This window comes from Methylobacterium sp. NPDC080182, assembly GCF_050281105.1.
GTDB lineage: Bacteria > Pseudomonadota > Alphaproteobacteria > Rhizobiales > Beijerinckiaceae > Methylobacterium.
In genome coordinates this window covers 1-19,073 of record NZ_JBNNWO010000032.1, presented here as the reverse complement: position 1 = coordinate 19,073, position 19,073 = coordinate 1, and the positions used below count along the sequence as shown (strand labels likewise).

Sequence of the window (19,073 nt, the reverse complement as noted above, 5' to 3'; positions counted from 1 at the left end):
TCCCCGAGGCGGCCGACCTAGGCAGTCCGCCCCCGAGCCCGCCCCCGCAGCGCGTCCTGGAACGCGGCGAAGACCCGGCGCATCTGCGGGGCCTTGTAGGGAAACAGCTCCGCCGAATCCATGTCGTGGACGACCATCCCGGTATCGGCCTCGAAGATCAGCAGACGGCCGTCCGCGCTCTCGGCGCAGTCGATGATCAGGTAATCGAGGCCGATCCTGCGGTGGATCTCGGCGAACGCGGCGCGGTGGCGCTCGGCGAAGTCGGTGTCGAACGTGGCCATGGCGGCGGCCTCGACCTGCCGCTTCACCGGATCCTCCAGCATGCCGGCGTTGAGGTAGTGGATCATCCAGTGATCGCGGATGGCCATGTGGCAGAGGTAGGGCACACCGTCGATCAGCACGATGCGCAATTTCCGATAGAGGCCGTCGGGACCGCGGTAATCGCAGAACTGCGTGACGTAGAACGCCTCGGCTTCCGTCTGCGCGAGGTAGAGGTGCAGGTCCTCCGCCCGGTCGATCTTCTGGAGGTCGTTGCCGGCGTGCGTGTCTAGGGGCCGCACGAGGAGCGGGTAGGTCGGGCCCTCGGCTCTGCGGGACGCCGCGGCGCTCAGGATGGAGCGGCTCACGCGGACGACCTCCGGCGCCAGGATCCCATCCGCCCCGCGGAGCGCGTCCGCGATCCCGTGGCGGGACGTCTTGAGGACGTGGCGCGGGTGATTGACGATCGGCCGCGTCCACTGGTCCGCCGGCGCCGCGAGGGCTTCCAAGAGCGGCTCGGCGGTCCGCGCGTAGGCGATGCCCGTGACGATGACGTCGTGCGCCGGCAGGTCGTGCGGGATCGGCTCGCCGGGGCGGAGATAGAGGTAGGTGAGGCCGAAATCGCCGTCGTTCAGCAGGAAGTCGATCGGCGTGTTGGCCATGAGGTCGCCGGCCGTGACCAGGACGAGGACGCGGATCCGCGCCTGATCCGGGTTCGAGCGCAGCGAGAAGACCCGCTGTCCGTCCAGCACCTCGCTCTGGAGTGCGAGCCCCTCGGTGAAGCGGTGCTTCAGCAGCAGGATCGTCGCCATGTCCAGCGCCGTCCCGGCGTCGAGGGCGGAGTCTCCGCCCTCGGCGAGGATCTCGGCGGCCAGGGCGGCCATGTCGGCGCCCTCGAAGGCCGCCCGGATCAGGCGGGCCGGGCCGATCATCGGGTTCGGGTTGTCGATCCCCGCAACGTGCGCTTGCATCAGAGCCTCCGAGCCGTGGGGTCGCCGCAGCGATCCCGGAACCGCGATCAGGTGTTTCGAATCGCGCTCCGCGGCACGACGAACGCACTCTGACCGCACGGAGGTTTACGAAGCGCTAACCATGTTCTCGGTTCACCGGCGGCAGTCCCGGCCGAGACGCGGAGGCCGTGCGCGCGCGTCGGGCGTGCCTCACTCGCGCCGCGGCGCGGCGCCCGCGCGCCGGAGAGCGTCGGCCAGCGCTCCGCTGGGCGCCGGACCCGGGCTCGGTCGGCTCCGCGGCGCGTCCTGCCGGGGCTCGGCCGTCCTCCGGGTCTGCTGGCCCGGCTCGACGGGATCGTCGAGCCGCAGCGACAGCGCGATGCGCTTGCGCGGGACGTCGACGCTGAGGACCAGCACCCGTACGACCTCGCCGATCCGGACCACCTCGGTGGGCGACGCGATCCGCCGCCGGGCCATCGCCGAGATGTGGACGAGCCCGTCCTGGTGGACGCCGATATCCACGAAGGCCCCGAAGGCCGCGACGTTGGTGACGACACCCTCGAGCTGCATCCCGGGCTTCAGGTCCCCGATCGTCTCGACGCCCTCCTGGAAGCGCGCCGTCTTGAATTCCGGCCGCGGGTCCCGCCCCGGCTTCTCGAGCTCGGCGATGATGTCGCGCACGGTCGGCAGGCCGAAGCGCGCGTCGACGAAGGGCTCCGGCGCGAGGCGGCCGAGGAGGGCGGCGTTGCCGAGCAGGACGTGGATGTCGCTCTTCGTCGCCTGGAGGATGCGGCGGACCACCGGATAGGCTTCCGGGTGGACGCCAGACCCGTCGAGCGGGTCGTCACCGCCCTGGATGCGGAGGAAGCCGGCGGCCAGCTCGAAGGTCTTCGGGCCGAGCCCCGGGACCTTCTTGAGCGCCGCCCGCGTGCGGAACGGGCCCTGGGCGTCGCGGTGGGCGACGATCCGCGCCGCCATCGCGCCGCCGAGGCCTGAGACCTGCGCCAGCAGGGCCGGGGAGGCGGTGTTGACGTCCACCCCGACCGCGTTGACCGCGTCCTCCACCACCGCCGAGAGCGACCGCGACAGCTTCGCCTCGCTCACGTCGTGCTGGTACTGTCCGACGCCGATCGACTTGGGGTCGATCTTGACCAGTTCCGCCAGGGGATCCTGGAGGCGCCGGGCGATCGACGCGGCGCCGCGATGGGACACGTCGAGGTCGGGCAACTCCTTGGCGGCGATCTCGGAGGCCGAGTAGACCGAGGCGCCGGCCTCGGAGACCACGACCTTCGCCAGCGGCAGGTCCGGGTTCGCCGCGATGATCTCCGCGGCGAGGCGCTCGGTCTCGCGGGACGCGGTGCCGTTGCCGACGGCGAGAAGCTCCACGCCGTGCAGCCGGCAGAGCCGGCCGAGCGTCGCGACGGCCTCCCGCCAGCGCCGCTGCGGCTCGTGCGGGTAGGTCGTCTCCACCGCGACGACCCGCCCGGTCCGATCCGCCACCACGACCTTCACGCCGTTCCGGTAGCCCGGATCGAGCCCCATCGTCGCCCGCCCGCCCGCCGGGGCGGCGAGGAGCAGGTCCTTGAGGTTCCCGGCGAAGACCGACACGGCCTCGTCCTCGGCCCGCTCGAACAGCCGGCCGCGCAGGTCCTGCTTGATCCCGGCCCGGATCTTCGTTCGCCAGGCCGTGCGCACCGTGTCGAGGAGCCAGGCATCGCCGGGACGCCCCCGCGCCGCGATCTCGAAGCGGCGGCAGATCGCCGTCTCGAAGGGCCCGGGAAGGCCCGGCGCCGACTCCTCCCCCTCCGCGGCGAAGCCGACGTCGAGGACCTCTTCCCGCTCACCGCGGAAGATCGCCAGGATCCGGTGCGAGGGCATGCGCTCCAGCCGCTCGCTCCAGTCGAAGTAGTCCGAGAACTTCGCCCCCTCGTTCGCCTTGCCCTTGCGCACCTGCGAGACGAGCTGGCCGGTCCGCCAGTAATCCGCCCGCAGGCGCCCAACGAGGTCGGCATCCTCGCCGAAGCGCTCGATCAGGATGGCGCGGGCGCCCTCCAGCGCGGCCTCGGTGTCCGGCACGCCGCGCGCGTCCGACACGTAAGCGGTCGCGACCGCTTCGGGCGCGCGGTCGGGACGGCTCAGCAGAGCCTGGGCCAGCGGTTCGAGGCCGGCTTCGCGGGCGGATTGCGCCTTCGAGCGCCGCTTGGGCCGGAAGGGCAGGTACAGGTCCTCCAGCCGCGCCTTCGTGTCGGCGGCGTCGAGGGCCGCCGCCAGGGGCGGGGACATCTTTCCCTGGGCCGTGATGCTCGCGACGATCGCGGCGCGCCGCTCGTTGAGATCGCGCAGGTAGGACAGGCGCTCCTCCAGCCTGCGCAGCTGCGTGTCGTCGAGGCCGCCTGTATTCTCCTTCCGGTAGCGCGCGATGAACGGCACGGTCGCGCCGCCGTCGAGGAGCGCGACGGTGGCCGCGACCTGCGCCTCCCCGACACCGAGTTCCTCGGCGATCAGAGCGTTCACGGATTTCATGGGTTCTCCGACTGGAGTCGCGGCGACGGACGGGCTGCCTGGGTGGAGCGCCAAGCCGTCGGAAACAAGGCACCGGTCAGGGGCGCGGCTGCGCGTCCGCCCCGGCCTCCGCCTTCACGGCCCGGGCACAATCCAAGATGCGGTGCCGGGCATCGGGATCCTTGATCGAGAACCACAGGGTCAGCAATTCTTCGGTCATCGCACGGTCGTCGTGCGGGTCCGGATCGAAGAAGACGTCGACCGAACATCCGAGAGTCTCGGCCAGATCGCCGAGAAGGCGACGCGACCGTTCGTTCGGGACTCTGGTGTGATCTGCCATCACGTCGATCCGCCTCGCAGCGCCACCGGGTGCTGCCGCCAGAATGCCCTCGACCCCGCCCGCAACGGGTCAGAGCATCGAGATCCAGACAATCCAGTCAAGTCCACGCGTCGCAGGACCGTCGCGGCGTCGGCAGCGCGGATGCCGCGGCGGCTGTCACGGGGCCAGCGCAGTTCCTGGGGATAGCTGGCCGGCTGTCCGCTCAACGTGGCACGGATTTCGCACCAGATTGTTCGGGTCAGATCTCGATGGATAGCTGGCACGATGCTGAACCATCGATCTCCCCGCCCTCCGTCCACGAAGACAATAGTCTTCAGCGGAAGTTCGCGGCGGCCGGCGCGCCTTGACGGTCGCGAAACAACGTCATCCGGATGTCACCCGCGGATGCAAATCTTTCGCTTCGCATGTCCCGGACAGGGAGGCGCCCGTGCAATTCGAGATACGAGAGCGTAGCCGGTCGCTGTGGTCCTGGGTTCTCGTCAACGAGACTGACGAGCCCGTTCTCGAATCGCGACGCAGCTTCCCGTCCCGCGCCCAGGCCACGGCGGCGGCCCTGGCCTTCTCTCAGCTCGTCTCCCGTGCGGGGCGCAGCCTGGGCGGCGGCCCGCGTCAGGTCGGGTTCCTCTGACGGTAGCTTGCTCCGGTCCGGTGTCAGGTCGTCCGGATCCGGTGGCGCACGAGGCTCACGAGACTCGTGGCGGCGATGACGCAGCCAACGCCCATCGCGCCGAGGCAGCTGATGGTGCGGATCGGCTCGCCGCGGGCCAGAACGATGGCCACCGCGAGCGGCAGGAGCAGGAACACGAACAGGAAGGTCATGACCGGATCCGAATGACGATGCGCGAATCTAGGACCCGAATGGTTAATCACTTCTCACGGCTCGGTCCGGCTGGCAGCTTCGGTGGACCTCACGATCAGGGCGCACCGACACGTCTTCGCGAGCGGCGCTGAGCGATCTCCGGCGCGCGCCGCGACCCGTCACTCTGCGGGCGGACGGACCGCGATCACCGTTCGCGCGCGTCGAGGCGGACGAGACGGTCGACCAGGGCCCGGTCATGCAGGAGCGCCATCCGCTCTTTCGGCGAGAGCCACGCCTGCGCCTCCGCCACCGTCTCGGCCTCGCAGATCTTGGCGGTGGCCAGGGTCTGGTCCGGATCGATCGCGCCCCGGGGCCGCCGCTGTCCGAGGGGCAGCATCCGCGTGTGGTCACGCGCGAGGTCGGGATCGGCGTGGAGGGCCGCGAGGGCATCCGTCTCGTCGAACCCGTGCTCCGCGTTGCGGGCCGCGAGGGACGCGGCGCGGACCGCGATCTCCGGCGGGGTGGCCTCTTCCGGCGTAGCGAGGAGCAGGCGTCGCTTGAGCGCCAGGCCGAGTCCGAGCTGGCCGCTCGCCCAGGAGATCGGGATCGCCAGAACGAGACCCAGGATCGTCGGGCTCATCCAGAGGAACAGCGAGGTGGCGATCGCGAAGGCGGCGACGCCTGCCACCAGCCCCAGCAGCGTGTGCCAGCGATGGCGGACGACGATGTCGCGCAGCGGGATCGAGCCGTCGTCCCGCCGCTGCGGGTTCCAGCCCGTGTCCCGTCCGAGCAGGATGCCCATCACGGAGCCCGACTGGATCACCATCGCCACCGGCGCCACCAGGGCGGACAGCAGGATCTCGACGAGGCTCGACAGGACGAGCCGTCCGGCGCCGCCGCAGGCGCGCCGCACCGGACCGTCCAGCAGCGCCAGGATCAGGCCGAGGAACTTGGGTGCCAGCAGCACCGCCATGGTCAGGCCGAACAGCTGGAGCGCGCGGACCGGATCGAAGCGCGGGAAGACCGGCGAGAAGCCGGCGCCGCCGAAATAGTCCGGCCGCTCCGTCGCCGTCTGGAGCACCAGCAGGATGCCGACCACCAGCTGCAGCAGCCACAGCGGTGAGGCGAGGTAGCCGGCGATGCCGGTGGCGAAGTGCTGCCGCGTCGCGGGATGCAGCCCGGCGGCGCCGATCACCCGCGCGTGCTGGAGATTGCCCTGCGCCCAGCGCCGGTCGCGCACCGCCACGTCGATCAGCGAGGGCGGGCTCTCCTCGTACGAGCCTGGCAGGCGATGGAGCATGTACACCGCCCAGCCCGCCCGGCGGATCAGGGCGGCCTCGACGAAGTCGTGGGACAGGATGTGTCCGCCGAAGGGCGGCGTCCCGGGCAGGTCCGGCAGGCCGCAGGAATCCGCGAAGGCGCGGGTCCGGATGATCGCGTTGTGACCCCAGTAGTTGCCGTCCCGGCCCGACCACGCGGCGAGGCCGGCGGCGATCACCGGGCCGTAGATCCGGGCCGCGAATTGCTGGAGTCGGGCGAACAGGGTGTTGCGGTTGATGATCAGCGGCAGCGTCTGGATGATCCCGGCGTCCGAGTCCGCCTCCATGGCGGCCGCGAGCGCCACGACGGCAGATCCGCTCATCAGGCTGTCGGCGTCCAGCACGAGCATGTGGTCGTAGCGCCCGCCCCAGCGGGTGACGAAATCGCCGATGTTCCCGGCCTTGCGGTGATGGTTCTTCGGCCGGTGCCGGTAGTAGAGCCGGGCCTCGGGGCCGAGCCGGCCGCGCAGGTCGAGATAGGCCCGCTCCTCGGCGATCCAGGCATCGGGCTGGGTGGAGTCCGACAGGACGAACCAGTCGAAATGATCGCCCAGCCCGGTCGCCTCGACCGCCTCGCGCATGGCCTCGATGCCCGCGAAGGTGCGAGCCGTCGCCTCGTTGTAGACGGGCATCAGGACCGCGGTCCGCGTGCGCAGCGCGGCCGGGTTCGGCGCCGGCCGGGGCCGGCGCAGCAGCGTCGCGAAGCCGAGCACCGCGCTGGTGAAGGCGAGCGCGATCCACGAGAAGGTCAGGCAGAACAGGACGACCAGCACGAGCTGGAGGGCGGTCGGGCTGCCGGAGACCGACACGGTCTCGACCATCTGCCAGCCGCCGAAGGCCGTGAGCGCCAGGGCGCCGCCGAACACCAGGATCCGCTCAGGCCAGGGCGTCCGGACCCGGCGCTCCGGCCGGTGACCGAGCCCCGGATCCCAGCGCGCCAGATCCTGGACGGGCATCGACAGGGGAGCCTCGGGCGGCAGATAACGGCCGCCGTCGGTCACGGTCTCGCGCCCGGAACCGGCGTCCGTCGCTGGCGGCAACATCATGGTCTCGTCCAGTCGCACGGGGGAGGCCGTTCCTCAGCAATCGGGTCGGGGTTCAAGGTGTCCAGCGAAACAGCCAGGTCTCGCTGGCCCGGGCCTGGCCGCGCCGGAGCGCGAGACGCAGCTCGCTCGCGCGCTCGCTCCCCGGATCGAGCTCGAACAGGATCCGCAGCGTCTTACGATCGGGGTACCGAAACCGTTCCTGACGCGTGATCGTCCCGGCCGAAGCGCCGAGGTCGACATCGATGTCGCCGGGCTGGAACAGCGCGTCGCCCTCGAAATCGACGGCGAAGAGCCGGCGGTTCCCCGTGCTGCCGTGACCGCAGCGGCTGTCGCGCACCCGGGCGATCTCCGGCGGCAGCGGGTCCGGCCAGCCCTTGGACCAGTGCTGCCGGCACTGGAAGCGCATCTCCGCGCCCTTCGCGAGCTTCGCCTTGGGCCGCCAGTAGGCGAAGACGTTCTCGTTGAGCTCGGAATCGCTCGGGATCTCCAGCAGCGTGACCGCGCCCTCGTTCCAGTCGTCGAGGGGCTCCAGCCAGAGGGACGGTCGCTGCTCCCAGTGGCGCCGGTCGTCCTCGAAATCGTCGTAGGCGCGGGCGCGCTGCATGAGGCCGAAGCCCTTGGGCCCGCGATCCACGAAGGCCGAGACCTGCAGCGCCTCGGGATTGTGGACCGGGCGCCAGATCGGCTCGCCGTAGCCGTTGTGGATCGCCAGGCCCTCCACCGAGAAGGCCGCGGCGCGCAGGTCGTCCACGCGGTTCCGATCGAGGGGCCCGAACAGGTAGCTGCCCTGCATGCCGCCGAGACCGATATGGTCGAGCTCGGCGCGGGCGAAGACCGTCCCGTCGATCTGTGCCGTGGAGACGTCGCGGCCCGGCGTCAGCGTGATCTTGAAGGCCGCGGTCGCCGATTCCGATTCCGCGAGGGCGTGGACGATGACCGGCTGGCCCGCCCGCGGCGCCTCGACGAACAGGGCCCGGAACAGCGGGAACTCCTCGCCGCGGGAATCCGCCGGCCGCAGGGCGAGCGCCCGGGCGTTGATGCCGAAATCCTGGCCCTCGGCGACGAGGCGGAAGAACGAGGCGCCCTGGAACAGGGCGAAGTTCGACAGCCCGTCGGCACCGTCGAACCGGGCGCGCAGGCGGAAGCCCGAGAAGGCGGTGTCGGCGGCCAGGTCGGGCAGGTCGAGGCCCGGCGCCGCGATGGCGGACTTGTCGTACCCGACCGGCTGCACCACGCCGTTCTCCACGACGAACAGCGACACCGGCGTCTCGAAGATCGAGCCGCGCAGCAGCGGCTCCAGGACGTAGCCGGCATTCCGGTCGGCCCAGACCGCGCGGCCCTCCGCGGGACGGATCGCCTCGTAGGCCTCGCGGGAGAGGTTCTTGAGAACCGTCGGCACGTCGCCGGTCTTCGGGGCGGCGTAGGGGGCGGCGGCCCGGGCGCGGGCGAGGTCGGTCAGCGTGCCCGCCGCGAATGCCTCGCCGGCGCCGGGCAGGGCGGGGGCCTTCTCCGGGTCGGCCGCCCGCGCGGCTGCCGGGAGCAGGCCAGCGGCAGCGCCGAGCGCGCCCCCCAGGACGGCGCGGCGTGTCGCGGTGGCGGAGAATCCGGGGTCGATCATCATGCAGGCGGTCGTCTCACGTCGCAAGGCAAGGTGCGGGAGGCCCCGTGTATACGGACAGGCCGGCTGAACCCAGCGTTAAGCAAGCGCTTGAACCGCAAGGGGCTCCGTTGACTTAACCCGAGCCGGCTCTCTAATTCGGCCGACTGCATCGGAACGGGGGAGGCAGCATGGGATCGTTGCGAGTGACTGGCCACGGCGTGGATCTCGGCGAGAGTCTGCGCGGCCGCGTCGAGGAACGGATGTCGGCGATCCAGGCGAAGTATCTCGACTCGCACATGCACGATTCCTGCAACGGCCACGTCACGCTCCGGCGCGACGGCACAGCCTTCCGGACGGATTGCGTCCTGCACCTCGTCTCCGGCCTGACGATCGAGGCCAACGGCTTCGCGCACGACGCGCGGTCGAGCTTCGAGCAGACCGCCGAGCGCCTGGAGACCCGTCTGCGGCGCTACAAGCACAAGCTGAAGCAGCACGCGACGGGCCCGGGCGACGACGCGGCGGTCGAGGCCGCCTACGCGGTGTTCGCCGCCCCGGAGGTGGAGGAGGACGACGCCGCCGAGGGCGACGCCCACCCGCCGATCGTCGCCGAGAGCACCAAGACTCTCCAGCGCCGCACCATCGGCGAGGCGGTGACGGCCCTCGACATGACGGGATCCCCAGTGGTTGTGTTCGTCCACGCTGGCACCGGCCGCGTCAACGTCGTATATCGGCGGAGCGACGGAGCGATCGGCTGGGTGGACCCGCCGAACGCCACCGAGTGACGCCGCGGGTCGGGAGGAACGGAGCCGGAACCGGCTGGTTTCCCCGCTTATTGAATCTGGTGGGGGCGCGGCCGGAACGGCCGTCGATGCCCCTGCGACGAGGCCCGCTTCCTCGCGAACGGGCGACGGGGCAACGGTCGTTCGATGCCAGTTCTGGAATTCCTCGACCCCGACTCGGTCGTGCCGGCCCTGCGCGCCCGCGCCAAGAAGCAGGTGCTGCAGGACCTCGCCGCGCAGGCGGCGCGGCGCCTGCCCGCTCTCGGTGAGCGCCCCATCTTCGACACGCTGCTCCAGCGCGAGCGGCTCGGGTCGACCGGCATCGGCGACGGCGTGGCGATCCCGCACGGCAAGCTGCCCGGTCTCGACCGTCTCTTCGGGCTGTTCGCGCGCTTCGACCGGCCGGTGGACTTCGAGGCGCTCGACGGGCAGCCCGTGGACATCGCCTTCCTGCTGCTCGCGCCCGAGGGCGCCGGCGCCGATCACCTGAAGGCCCTCGCGCAGGTCGCCCGCATCCTGCGCGAGCCGGGCATGCTCGCGCATATCCGGGCCGCCCGGGACGCCGGCGCGCTCTACGCGCTCCTGACGCGCTCGACGGCACCGCAGGCCGCGTGATGATCCAGAGCTTCCGAACGGCCGCCGCCCTGACCCTCGCGGCCGGCATCTCCGGCGCCGCCGCCCAGGGCGAGACCACCTGCGCGCGCGACGTCCTGGTGGCGCAGTCGATGCAGCGCCAGGCCCTCGAGCAGCTCGAGCAGGCGGACGGGGACGACGCCAAGAACTGCCGCGTCTGGCGGCGCCACGTGGAGACGATGCGCCGCGTGGCGAGCGTCTACGGCCGCTGCCTGTCCGGTTCGGAGCGCGGCGAGCGCCTCGCCCAGGTCCAGGGGTCGGACCGCGAGTTCTCGGCCGCGATCAAGGCCCGCTGTAAGGGGCTGTAGGGGCGGGCGTGGCGCAGGCCGCGCCCTCAATCCACGCCGCGGAGCATGAGCGGCTCGGCCACCATCTTCACCGGCTTGCCGCGCCCGATCAGGATCGCCGCGCGGGAGCGCTCGGGATCGGCCTCGAAGCGCGTGCGGACCCAGCTGACCAGGAACTTCATGTATTCCGAGGCCAGGAGGCGCGCGGCCGGCGGGTTCTGCCACCAGCGATCGGCATCGAAGGCCTCGCTCACGACCGGATGCGGCAGGACGCGGTCGCTGTCCTGGAGGGCGTGGTCGAGTTCGACCAGCGTCCGCGGCATGTGGTAGTTCGAGGTCACGACCGCGACGGTGCTGAACCGGTGCGCGCGCATCCAGCGGCGCGTCTCGATGGCGTTCCCGATCGTGTTGCGCGCCCGGTAGTCGAGATCCACGCAGCAGGCGATCAGGGCGCGCTGGGTCGGGTTCAGCCGGGCGATCTCGTCGCGGCTGGTCCGCTCGTTGACCCCGGTGATGAGCAGGCGCCGCCCGTAGCCGCCCGCGAGCAGGTCGATCGCGTCGCCGATCCGCTGGGCACCGCCGGTCAGCGCGACGATCCCGTCCGCCCGGTCGGTCGGTGTCCGCTCCTGGCGGGCGAGCGCGCCGACGAACACGAGAAAGCCCGCGAACAGGGCCAGCATCCCGAGCCCGGCGCCGAGGCCGCAGGTCCAGAGCGCGATCCGCCGCCGGTCGCGCGGGCGCGCGGCGGCGCGGCGCGGGAGACCCCACTCGTGCCAGGCCCAGCCGACGGCGTCGGTCGAGGGCGGATCCGATGCGCGCAGCATACGCGTGGTCATCCTCCGGAGAATCGGCGCCGATTGCGGCGGCTCGGAGGCCGGCGCGGTCGGCTGTTTCCACACCGCAACGATAAAGTTTCCAGACGGTAAACGCGCTCGGAAGACCCCCTATTTCCACGTCTTCGTGACGCAGCAGGGATCAGGCCAGGAAGCGCCGCACGGTCACACGCGAGACGACGCCCGTGACGAGGGACGCGATCACGCCGATCAGGATCACGCTGGCGTAGCCGCGCAGGCCGATATGGAACGCGCCGAACAGCGCCTCGACCTCCTGACCGGCCGGTCCGGAGCGCGCGGCCCGGGCGAGGAGCCCGGCGATCACGAAGGCCACGAGGGCCAGACCGGCGCCGATCGCGCCGCCGCGCAGGCCCAGGCCGAAGAACCGCCGCTGGAACGCGCGGGCGATGTAGTCGTCGTCGGCGCCGACGAAATGCAGCACTTCCACCACCTCGCGGTTGCTCGCCATGGCGCCGCGTGTCGCGAAGGTCACCGCGAGGCCGGTGGCGATCAGGACGAGCAGCACGAGCCCGATCCCGATCCCCACGAAGGCGTTGGCGGCGGTCGAGAGCCGCTGCAGCCAGAGCGCGTGGTCGTCGAGGCTGGCGACGCCCGGCAGCGCCTCGACGAGGCGTGAGCGCAGCCGCTTCAGGTCGGCCGCCTGGCTGCTGGAGAGCTTGAGGGCGATGAGCCGCGGCACCGGCAGGTCGGACAGGTCGAGCCCGGTCCCGAGCCACGGCTCGAGCAGGCGCTCCGCCTCGGCCTTGCTGAACACCCGCGTCTCCGCGATCCCGGGTTCGGCCTTGGCGATGCCGTCGGCGCGCGCGACGTCGGCGTCGACGTCGCGGCCGGGACCGGGCCGGACCTGGATCGTGACCTCCCGCGCCACGTCGCCCTGCCACTGGGCGGCGTTGGTCGCGACCATCTCGGCCGCGCCCGCGCAGAGGCCGGCGAGGAAGGTGAGGATCGCGATGACCGCCGCGAGGGAGCGCCCCGCCGCCGTGTCGGTGGGCACCAGCGGCGCGTTGCGGCGCAGGTTGGCCGGCATCGACGGGTCGGGCGGCACGGCCGATCCACCGGCCTTCGTCCGCGGCATCGCCTGAGTGCTCATTCCTCGATCCGCAGCCGGCCTTCGCCCAGGACCATCCGGCGGGCATCGACGGCGTCCATGATGCCGAAATCGTGGGTGGCGATGATGACCGAAGTCCCGAGCTTGTTCAGCTCCAGGAACAGGCGCAGCAGCCGCCGCCCGAGGCCCGGATCGACGTTGCCGGTCGGCTCGTCCGCGAGCAGCAGGTCGGGCCGCGCGATCAGCGCGCGGGCGATGGCCGCGCGCTGCTTCTCGCCGCCCGAGAGCAGCGGGGGCAGGGCGTGCATGCGCTCGCCGAGGCCGACCCAGCGCAGCAGTTCCACCACCTCGGCCCGGTAGCTGGCCTCGGCCCGGCCCTGGACGCGCAGGGGCAGGGCGACGTTCTCGTAGGTGGTCAGGTGGTCGAGGAGCCGGAAATCCTGGAACACCACGCCCATCCGGCGCCGGAGCCCGGTCAGCGCCTTCGCGGAGATGTCGCTCACCTCCTCACCGAAGATCGAGACGAGCCCGCGGGTCGGCCGCACCGACAGAAGGATCAGGCGCAGCAGCGTCGTCTTCCCGGCGCCGGACGGGCCGGTCAGGAACTGGAAGGAGCGCGGCGCGATGCGGAAGCTCACGTCGGACAGCACCTCCGGCCCGAGGCCGTAGCGCATGCCGACATTCTCGAACTGCACCACTGGCCGCTCCGCGCCGGGCAGCAGGCTCTTCATGCTCGCCTGTAGGTTCAAAGCCGTGCCGTATCTCGTCTGTCCGTCCCTCGGGAATCGCCGGAGCGGCGGGCGTTTTCAAGGCCTCGGGGATTTCACGGCCCCTTAACCCTGTTCGGGCACACTTCTTCAAGCAATTCACTGTCCGGCCCGGTCGCGGCCGATCGATGCGAGTATGGCGCGGATGCTGATCGCCTGCCCGAGCTGCGCGAGCGAATATCGCATCGACGCCAGCAAGGTCGGCATGGAGGGCCGTTCGGTCCGCTGTGCCGCCTGCCGCGAGACGTGGTTCATCTCGCCCGCCGACGTCCTCGCCGGCCACGAGGCGGAGCTCGCCGCGCAGGCCGAGACCGATCCCCTCGCCGACGCGGCCTGGGAGGAGGCGACCGCCTCGGTGCGGAATGCCACCGACGTTCCGGCGCCCGAATCCCGACGGTCCGCCAAGCGCAAGTCCGCCGGGAAGGCCGCCGGGAAGGCGCGCCGCTCGATCCCGGGTCTGACACCGTCTCTGGCTCTCGGCCTGACGCTCCTGGCGGCGATCCCGCTCGTCTGCCTCGCCCGGACCAGCGTGGTCCGGGCCGTCCCGCAGACCGCCTCCCTGTTCGCGCGCATCGGCCTGGCGGTGAACGTGCGCGGGATCGAGATTCGCGACGTCGTCGCCTTCAACAACCCGGCCGAGGACGACAGTCCCGCGGAACTCGTCGTCGAGGGCGACCTCGTCGGCGTCGCGCGCTCGGACGCGCCCGTCGCGCCGCTGAGCGTCGAGATCCGCGACGCCGGCGGTCGGACGATCAAGACCTTCACGGTCGCGCCGCCGCGGACGATCCTCGCCGCGACCGAGACCGCGCGATTCCGCGCGAGCCTGCCGTCGCCGCCGGCCGCTGGGCGCGCGGTGGTGCTGCGTTTCGCCGACGCGTCCACGACCCGCTCCGACCCTCGGGTGGCGGCAGCGGATCGGTGAGGCGGTTCCGCGCCGGTCATTAGCTCAGGTTGCGCCTCTCCCGCGGATCGGCAACCTTCTCGACGGCGTTCCCGTTGCGGGCCTGAGCGTCGGCCGACGTCGGCGCATGGGATCGCCGTGCCTTGAGTGTTCGCGAAACCGTTCCCATCGTCGTCGAGACGACCGACTCGGTCGATCAGAAGCGCGCCTTCGATTACTGGCGCAGCACGGCACTGGCGCGCGTCGACGCGACGCCGCTGGCACCCGACATCCCGTTCGCGGCGGGCCGCCGGCTCGCGATCACCCGTCACGGCGCGATCCTGCACACCCTGAGCAAACCGATCGGGGTCGAGCGCACGACGCAGCACGTGCGCCGGGACGGGCGCGACGACATCGCGATCGTGCTCCTCGTCCAGGGCAGCGGCTACATCGAGCAGGGCAACAGCGGCGCCGTGCTGGGCGCCGGCGACATCGCAGTCCATGCCATGGATCAGCCCTTCGCGATCGGCAGCCGCGATTCCTACGAGGAGATCCGCCTCCAGGTGCCGCGCGCCGCCTTCGTGAGCCAGGTCGGCAGCGTGCACGCCTTCGCCGGGCGCGGTCTCCGCGCGACGCCGCTCAGCGGCCTGTTCGCGACCTATCTGCGGTCGTTCTCCGAGACGGTCGGCGGTATGTCGGAGGCGGAAGCCGGCATCGCCCTCGAGGGCGTCCTTCACCTGCTGCGCGCCCTGGCCGACCGCCAAGGCGAGACGGCCGGCGACGAGCTGTCCGGGGACGCCGTTCGGGCCCTGGCCCTCGCCCATATCGAGCGCCGACTGCACGATCCCGCCTTCGGGCCGGAATCGCTGCCGACGGCTCTGCGGGTCTCGCGAAGCCGCCTCTACGCGGCTTTCACCGGCGACGAGGGCGTGGCGGCGAAGATCCGCGACGCCCGGCTCGACCGGGCCTACAGGCGACTCCGCGGCGGCACGCGGATCGGGTCGGTGATGACGAGCTGCGGCTTCACCGACGCGGCCACCTTCAGCCGCGCCTTCCGCCGCCGGTTCGGCGTGGCGCCTCGGGACGTGCTGGAACGCCGCCCCTGACGGAGTCAGATGCGGCTGCCGCGCGGGTCGGAGACCGTCCGCCCGGGCGCGACCGCGCCCGCGAGCCGCTGCGCCACGCCGATGAACCCCAGGCCGAGGCGGATCGCGACGACGCCGACCCGCGCGATCCGGATCTGCCCGGGCAGCTGGCGCGGGCCGATCGGGCGGTAGGCGAGGCGCGGGCTGGCGCGCTCCGCCTCCGCGATGGCCTGACCCAGCGGGAGGGACGCGATGCGCCGCGCCTCCGGCGGAACGATGCCGATCGCCCGCGCCCAGCCGTCGCTCCGCGCGAGCGCCCCGCGCCCGTGCATCTGGCGGAATCGCCGCCGCCAGAGGTAGCGCCGCACGGCGCGCGGGAAGGTCTCCATCCGGGCATCGCAGAGCGCGTCGGGCTCCTCGCAGCGGGAGCGGATCGTGTCCGCCACGCCGCCCGGCGCGCGCCCGGCGAGGCGGGCCGAGATGGTCACGCAGACGTCGGTGGCGTGCCGGACCCGCAGCCCGTGTTCCAGCAGCCGGGCGATGAAGGCGCCGTCCTCGCCGAGCGGGATCTCGGGTATGCCGCCGACGGCGAGGTACGCGCTGCGGGTCACCGCGAGGGTCGCGCCGATCGCGGTGCGGTGGCAGGGCCAGGGGTCGTTCGGATCGGGATCGATCCGCGCCTCGGCCTCGGTGATCAGGGCGTCGTAAGTGTCCTCCAGCCGGCCGCGGGCGGGGAGCGAGGGCGGCAGCAGCGCCGCCTCCGCCGCGTCGAGCTCGACCCGGCCGGCCACAGCGTCGGCCCCGGCCTCGATCGCCGCGCGATTGCGCGCCACCCAGTTGGGCGGGACCCGGCTGTCGGCGTCGGTCGACAGGATGATCCCCGCATTCCCCGCATCACCCAGCCAGGCGGCGGCGGCGTCCATGGCCCGGCGCCGGGCCCATCCGGCATGGGCGCCGGAAAAATTCTCGACGGACACCCGGACCGGGATCGACAGCGTCGGCACCAGCGCGGTGACGAGGGCCTCGGTGCCGTCCGTGCAGTTGTTCAGGAACAGCACGAGCCCGACGCGCCCCGATTCGGCACCCTCCTGGGCGTCGATCGCCCGCAGGCACGCGGCGATCCGCTCCTCCTCGTTGCGCACGGGCACCGCCACGATCGCATCGGGACCCGGGACGTCTGACAAAGGGGGGCTCGACACCGGTGATCATCTCCGCCGGACCCGTCGTGCGGGTCTGGATCGGGCTTATGCCGGAGCTTCCCTGAACGGAACCGGACCGGGGAGATCCGGCGACGCGCCGTCGGTCAGAGGGTCTTCTCGACGAGGCCCTCGATCCATTCCGGCTGGGTCTCGCCGACCGAGCGGCCGACCTCGGTCGCGCCCTTGTAGGCGATCAGCGTGCTCTGCATCCGCACGTTCAGGCGGCGCAGCAGCTCCTTCTGGCTATCGAAGTCGATGTCGAAGATCTGGAGATCCTTGAAACGCGGCTCGGCCGCGAGTTTCGCGAGGATCGGCTTCTGCGTCCGGCAGATCGGGCACCACGGGGCGCTGACCGCGATCAGCACCGGCTTCCCGCCCTTCTGCGCGGCCTCGAAGGCCGCGTCCGAGAACGGTCGGGTCTCGCCCGCCAGGGCAGCGGTCGGGATCCCGAGCAGGGCCGGGCCGGCGAGGGCGAGGCCGACGAGCGCGAGGACGTGACGACGGCTCATCATGGTGTGCGATCCTCCCGCGACCCCGTCGGCGCGGGGGGCTGCTGGTGGCGGGATGCTACGTCGCGCGCCCGGCCCCGTCCCTGTGACCTGTGCGCCCCAAAGACGGAAAGCCCCCGCGCCGGATCACATTGTCGAGACGCCGGACGGCGGCGCGTCGGACGACCGGTCCTCCGCCACGAGCGCCGCGATGTCGTCGGGATCCACCGCGTCGATCGGGCGCCGGATCTTCAGGGCCCGCGTGGGCGCGCCGGCGCGCATCACCAGCACGATCGTCTCCATGTCGGGGCAGCCCGGATCGGCGCAGGCGATCTCGTTGACCGCCAGCGTGTCGGCCTCGCCGAGGCCGAGGGCCGTCCGCAGATCCTGCTTCAGGCGCGCCGCGATCGCGGCGCGCTCCGCCGAGCGGGCCCGCCACGCCCTGAGGCTCACGAAAGCCATGCGCGATGCTCGTTGTCCTGCCGTGGAAGCCCCGTTGCGGTTGTGTAACACTGTTACATTTTTCTGGGGGCGGTCAAGCGTCGCCCCATGCGCCTGAAACAACCGTCGTGTTCACCGGTCATGTAGAGGCCGACCTCGGAAAAACCGACTTCGTTGGTCTTCGGACTCGACAGGGGCGTAGAGGTCCGGTGTGGTGTAATAGGCGCGCGAAGGATGTGAGATCTTGCGACCCTGGCGGGACGGGCCGGACGACCGGCGGAGCTACCATCACGGCAACCTGAAGGAGGCCCTGCTGGAGGCCGCGCGCCGGTTCATCGCCGAGCGCGGGATCGGCGGCTTCACCCTGGTCGACGCGGCGCGGCTCGTCGGCGTGACGCCGGCCGCCTTGTACCGCCATTTCCGCGGCCGCGAGGCGCTCCTGGAGGAGCTGGCTGGGCGCGGCTTCGCGGAGCTCGCCGCGCGTCTGGCGCGGGCCCTGACGTCGCGCGGGACGCCGCTGGAGCGGTTCACCCGGATGGGCGAGACCTATCTCGCCTTTGCCGAGGAGGAGCCGGCCTACTACGCGGCAATCTTCGAGACCCGCGGGGCACCCGCCGGCGAGGCCGATCCCGACGCGCCGCCCGGCGCCCCCGGTGCGGAGGCGCGGCCGAGTCCCTTCGACCTGCTGGTGGAAGCGCTGCAGGCGACCTTCGCGGACGGGTTCGGGGGCGTGGCGCCCCGCTTCATCGCCCTGGAGGTCTGGGCGCTGGCGCACGGCCTCGCCACCCTCTCGGCCGCCGGGCATCTGCCGCGCGGCCCCGGCTTCCCCGACAAGTACGAGCTGCTGCGAGCCGGAGTCCTCGCCCTGGTCCACGGGGCGGGGCGCCCCGGCGAGCGCGACGGCGGCGGTGGGCGGCCTTGAAAGGCCCCCGCCGGACCCGCATGTTAACCGCGTTCACATGAACAGCGGAGCACAGCCGTGACCTCTCAATCCTCCTCTCCCTGGGCGACCGGCAGGCTCTGCCGGTCCGGCCCGTTCCCGCGTCGGTCGCTGGAGATCGGCGCGATCGTGGTGGGCTTCATCTACTGGTGGCCGATCGGCCTCGCGCTCGTGGCCTGGAAATTCGCGGGCTACCCGGCCTTCGCCGAGATGCGGGACGCCGCGCGCCGGACGGTGTCGGGGTTCGAGGGCGGGCGCCCCGGGTCGCGCTTCGCCCGCGCCTTCGATGCCGCGAACCGCCGCGGCGGCAGCGGGAACGCCGCCTTCGACGAGTACCGCCGGGCCGAGCTCGACCGCCTCGAGGCGCAGCGCCGCGCCCTCGAGGAAGAGAGCCGCGCCTTCTCGGACTTCGTGGAGGAGCTGAAGCGCGCCCGGGACCGCGAGCAGTTCGACGCGTTCATGGCCAAGCGCCGGACCGAGGGTGGCGGCCGCGCGGTCTGATTCTGCGACGCGGCGTCCGGGCCCATCGGCCCGGACGCACCCCCTGAACACCGCGTGCCGTCTCAGGCCGCGCGGACGCGATCGAGGAACCGCGCCACCTCGCCGTTCAGGTGCTCGGACTGCTCCGAGAGCCGCGACGCCTCGGCCAGAACCTGCCCGGCGGCCTGACCGGTCTTCTCGACGGCCCCCGCGACGCTGACGATGCTGCGGGTCACCTCGCCGGTGCCGGCCGCCGCCTGACCGACGTTGCGGACGATCTCGTGGGTCGCCGCGCCCTGCTGCTCCACCGCCGCCGCGATCGTGGTCGCCACGCCGTCGATGTCCCGGATGCGGGCCGTGATCGTCCCGATCGCCGCG

At 72.1% G+C, this 19,073-nt stretch carries 20 protein-coding genes and 1 pseudogene; 8 read left to right on the top strand and 13 right to left on the bottom strand.

Annotation, left to right across the window (positions count from 1 at the left end; genetic code table 11):
- Positions 1-17 precede the first annotated feature (17 nt).
- From ACQKQD_RS31685 to ACQKQD_RS31675, 3 genes are all read right to left on the bottom strand, one after another.
- Complete coding sequence (locus tag ACQKQD_RS31685; protein ID WP_427510647.1) at positions 18-1,229, bottom strand: ATP-grasp domain-containing protein; 1,212 nt, start codon at positions 1,227-1,229, stop codon at positions 18-20.
- Between the two features lie 189 nt (positions 1,230-1,418).
- On the bottom strand, positions 1,419-3,731 hold the full coding sequence (locus ACQKQD_RS31680; RefSeq protein WP_427510646.1) for a Tex family protein: 2,313 nt from the start codon (positions 3,729-3,731) through the stop codon (positions 1,419-1,421).
- A gap of 76 nt (positions 3,732-3,807) precedes the next feature.
- The gene (locus tag ACQKQD_RS31675) at positions 3,808-4,050 is read right to left on the bottom strand and encodes a hypothetical protein (RefSeq protein WP_427510645.1); all 243 of its coding nucleotides are present in this window, start codon (positions 4,048-4,050) and stop codon (positions 3,808-3,810) included.
- A gap of 427 nt (positions 4,051-4,477) precedes the next feature.
- On the opposite strand from ACQKQD_RS31675, the gene ACQKQD_RS31670 reads away from it, so the two are divergent.
- Positions 4,478-4,678, top strand: coding sequence for a hypothetical protein (locus ACQKQD_RS31670; RefSeq protein WP_020093590.1), 201 nt, complete (start codon positions 4,478-4,480; stop codon positions 4,676-4,678).
- Positions 4,679-4,701: 23 nt separating this feature from the next.
- On the opposite strand, the gene ACQKQD_RS31665 is transcribed toward ACQKQD_RS31670, so the two are convergent.
- The 3 genes from ACQKQD_RS31665 to ACQKQD_RS31655 all read right to left on the bottom strand — a co-directional run bounded on the left by ACQKQD_RS31665 (position 4,702) and on the right by ACQKQD_RS31655 (position 8,835).
- Positions 4,702-4,869 carry a hypothetical protein gene (locus ACQKQD_RS31665; protein ID WP_427510644.1) on the bottom strand — a complete coding sequence of 56 codons (168 nt, stop codon included), beginning with the start codon at positions 4,867-4,869 and terminating at the stop codon, positions 4,702-4,704.
- A 185-nt stretch (positions 4,870-5,054) separates the two neighbouring features.
- Positions 5,055-7,214 (bottom strand): glucans biosynthesis glucosyltransferase MdoH, encoded by a 2,160-nt coding sequence (mdoH, locus tag ACQKQD_RS31660; RefSeq protein WP_427510643.1) that lies wholly within the window; start codon positions 7,212-7,214, stop codon positions 5,055-5,057.
- A 52-nt stretch (positions 7,215-7,266) separates the two neighbouring features.
- Positions 7,267-8,835, bottom strand: coding sequence for a glucan biosynthesis protein D (locus ACQKQD_RS31655; protein WP_427510642.1), 1,569 nt, complete (start codon positions 8,833-8,835; stop codon positions 7,267-7,269).
- Positions 8,836-9,002: 167 nt separating this feature from the next.
- Between ACQKQD_RS31655 and ACQKQD_RS31650 the strand changes: the two genes are divergently transcribed.
- The 3 genes from ACQKQD_RS31650 (at position 9,003) to ACQKQD_RS31640 (ending at position 10,534) form a co-directional block, all read left to right on the top strand.
- Complete coding sequence (locus ACQKQD_RS31650) at positions 9,003-9,596, top strand: ribosome hibernation promotion factor (protein WP_026605000.1); 594 nt, start codon at positions 9,003-9,005, stop codon at positions 9,594-9,596.
- A gap of 144 nt (positions 9,597-9,740) precedes the next feature.
- The gene (ptsN, locus tag ACQKQD_RS31645; protein WP_427510641.1) at positions 9,741-10,208 is read left to right on the top strand and encodes a PTS IIA-like nitrogen regulatory protein PtsN; all 468 of its coding nucleotides are present in this window, start codon (positions 9,741-9,743) and stop codon (positions 10,206-10,208) included.
- Positions 10,208-10,534 (top strand): hypothetical protein, encoded by a 327-nt coding sequence (locus tag ACQKQD_RS31640; protein WP_020093596.1) that lies wholly within the window; start codon positions 10,208-10,210, stop codon positions 10,532-10,534. The genes ptsN and ACQKQD_RS31640 overlap by 1 nt, the downstream gene beginning before the upstream one ends.
- Positions 10,535-10,560: 26 nt before the next feature.
- Here ACQKQD_RS31640 and ACQKQD_RS31635 read toward each other — a convergent pair whose 3' ends face one another.
- From ACQKQD_RS31635 to ftsE, 3 genes are all read right to left on the bottom strand, one after another.
- Positions 10,561-11,337, bottom strand: a complete 777-nt coding sequence (locus ACQKQD_RS31635) for a YdcF family protein (protein WP_056528310.1) — start codon at positions 11,335-11,337, stop codon at positions 10,561-10,563.
- Positions 11,338-11,488: 151 nt separating this feature from the next.
- Positions 11,489-12,457 (bottom strand): cell division protein FtsX, encoded by a 969-nt coding sequence (locus ACQKQD_RS31630; protein WP_020093598.1) that lies wholly within the window; start codon positions 12,455-12,457, stop codon positions 11,489-11,491.
- Positions 12,454-13,146 carry a cell division ATP-binding protein FtsE gene (gene ftsE, locus ACQKQD_RS31625; protein ID WP_020093599.1) on the bottom strand — a complete coding sequence of 231 codons (693 nt, stop codon included), beginning with the start codon at positions 13,144-13,146 and terminating at the stop codon, positions 12,454-12,456. The genes ACQKQD_RS31630 and ftsE overlap by 4 nt, the downstream gene beginning before the upstream one ends.
- 181 nt (positions 13,147-13,327) lie before the next feature.
- Between ftsE and ACQKQD_RS31620 the strand changes: the two genes are divergently transcribed.
- Together ACQKQD_RS31620 and ACQKQD_RS31615 are read left to right on the top strand one after the other, a co-directional pair.
- Positions 13,328-14,104, top strand: a complete 777-nt coding sequence (locus ACQKQD_RS31620) for a zinc-ribbon domain-containing protein (RefSeq protein ID WP_427510656.1) — start codon at positions 13,328-13,330, stop codon at positions 14,102-14,104.
- Between the two features lie 122 nt (positions 14,105-14,226).
- Positions 14,227-15,168 carry a helix-turn-helix domain-containing protein gene (locus ACQKQD_RS31615; RefSeq protein WP_091683334.1) on the top strand — a complete coding sequence of 314 codons (942 nt, stop codon included), beginning with the start codon at positions 14,227-14,229 and terminating at the stop codon, positions 15,166-15,168.
- Between the two features lie 5 nt (positions 15,169-15,173).
- Here the strand turns inward: ACQKQD_RS31615 and ACQKQD_RS31610 are convergent, their stop codons facing one another.
- From ACQKQD_RS31610 to ACQKQD_RS31600, 3 genes are all read right to left on the bottom strand, one after another.
- Positions 15,174-16,331 carry a glycosyltransferase gene (locus ACQKQD_RS31610; protein WP_427510640.1) on the bottom strand — a complete coding sequence of 386 codons (1,158 nt, stop codon included), beginning with the start codon at positions 16,329-16,331 and terminating at the stop codon, positions 15,174-15,176.
- Between the two features lie 119 nt (positions 16,332-16,450).
- The gene (locus ACQKQD_RS31605) at positions 16,451-16,858 is read right to left on the bottom strand and encodes a thioredoxin domain-containing protein (protein ID WP_427510639.1); all 408 of its coding nucleotides are present in this window, start codon (positions 16,856-16,858) and stop codon (positions 16,451-16,453) included.
- Positions 16,859-16,981: 123 nt separating this feature from the next.
- The gene (locus ACQKQD_RS31600; protein WP_427510638.1) at positions 16,982-17,296 is read right to left on the bottom strand and encodes a hypothetical protein; all 315 of its coding nucleotides are present in this window, start codon (positions 17,294-17,296) and stop codon (positions 16,982-16,984) included.
- A 223-nt stretch (positions 17,297-17,519) separates the two neighbouring features.
- On the opposite strand from ACQKQD_RS31600, the gene ACQKQD_RS31595 reads away from it, so the two are divergent.
- Positions 17,520-18,197: a TetR/AcrR family transcriptional regulator gene (locus tag ACQKQD_RS31595; RefSeq protein ID WP_427510637.1), complete on the top strand. Its 678-nt coding sequence runs from the start codon at positions 17,520-17,522 to the stop codon at positions 18,195-18,197.
- A 57-nt stretch (positions 18,198-18,254) separates the two neighbouring features.
- On the top strand, positions 18,255-18,716 hold the full coding sequence (locus ACQKQD_RS31590) for a DUF2852 domain-containing protein (protein ID WP_427510636.1): 462 nt from the start codon (positions 18,255-18,257) through the stop codon (positions 18,714-18,716).
- Between the two features lie 62 nt (positions 18,717-18,778).
- Here the strand turns inward: ACQKQD_RS31590 and ACQKQD_RS31585 are convergent.
- Positions 18,779-19,073 (bottom strand): annotated as a pseudogene (locus ACQKQD_RS31585) (methyl-accepting chemotaxis protein); the annotation flags it as partial.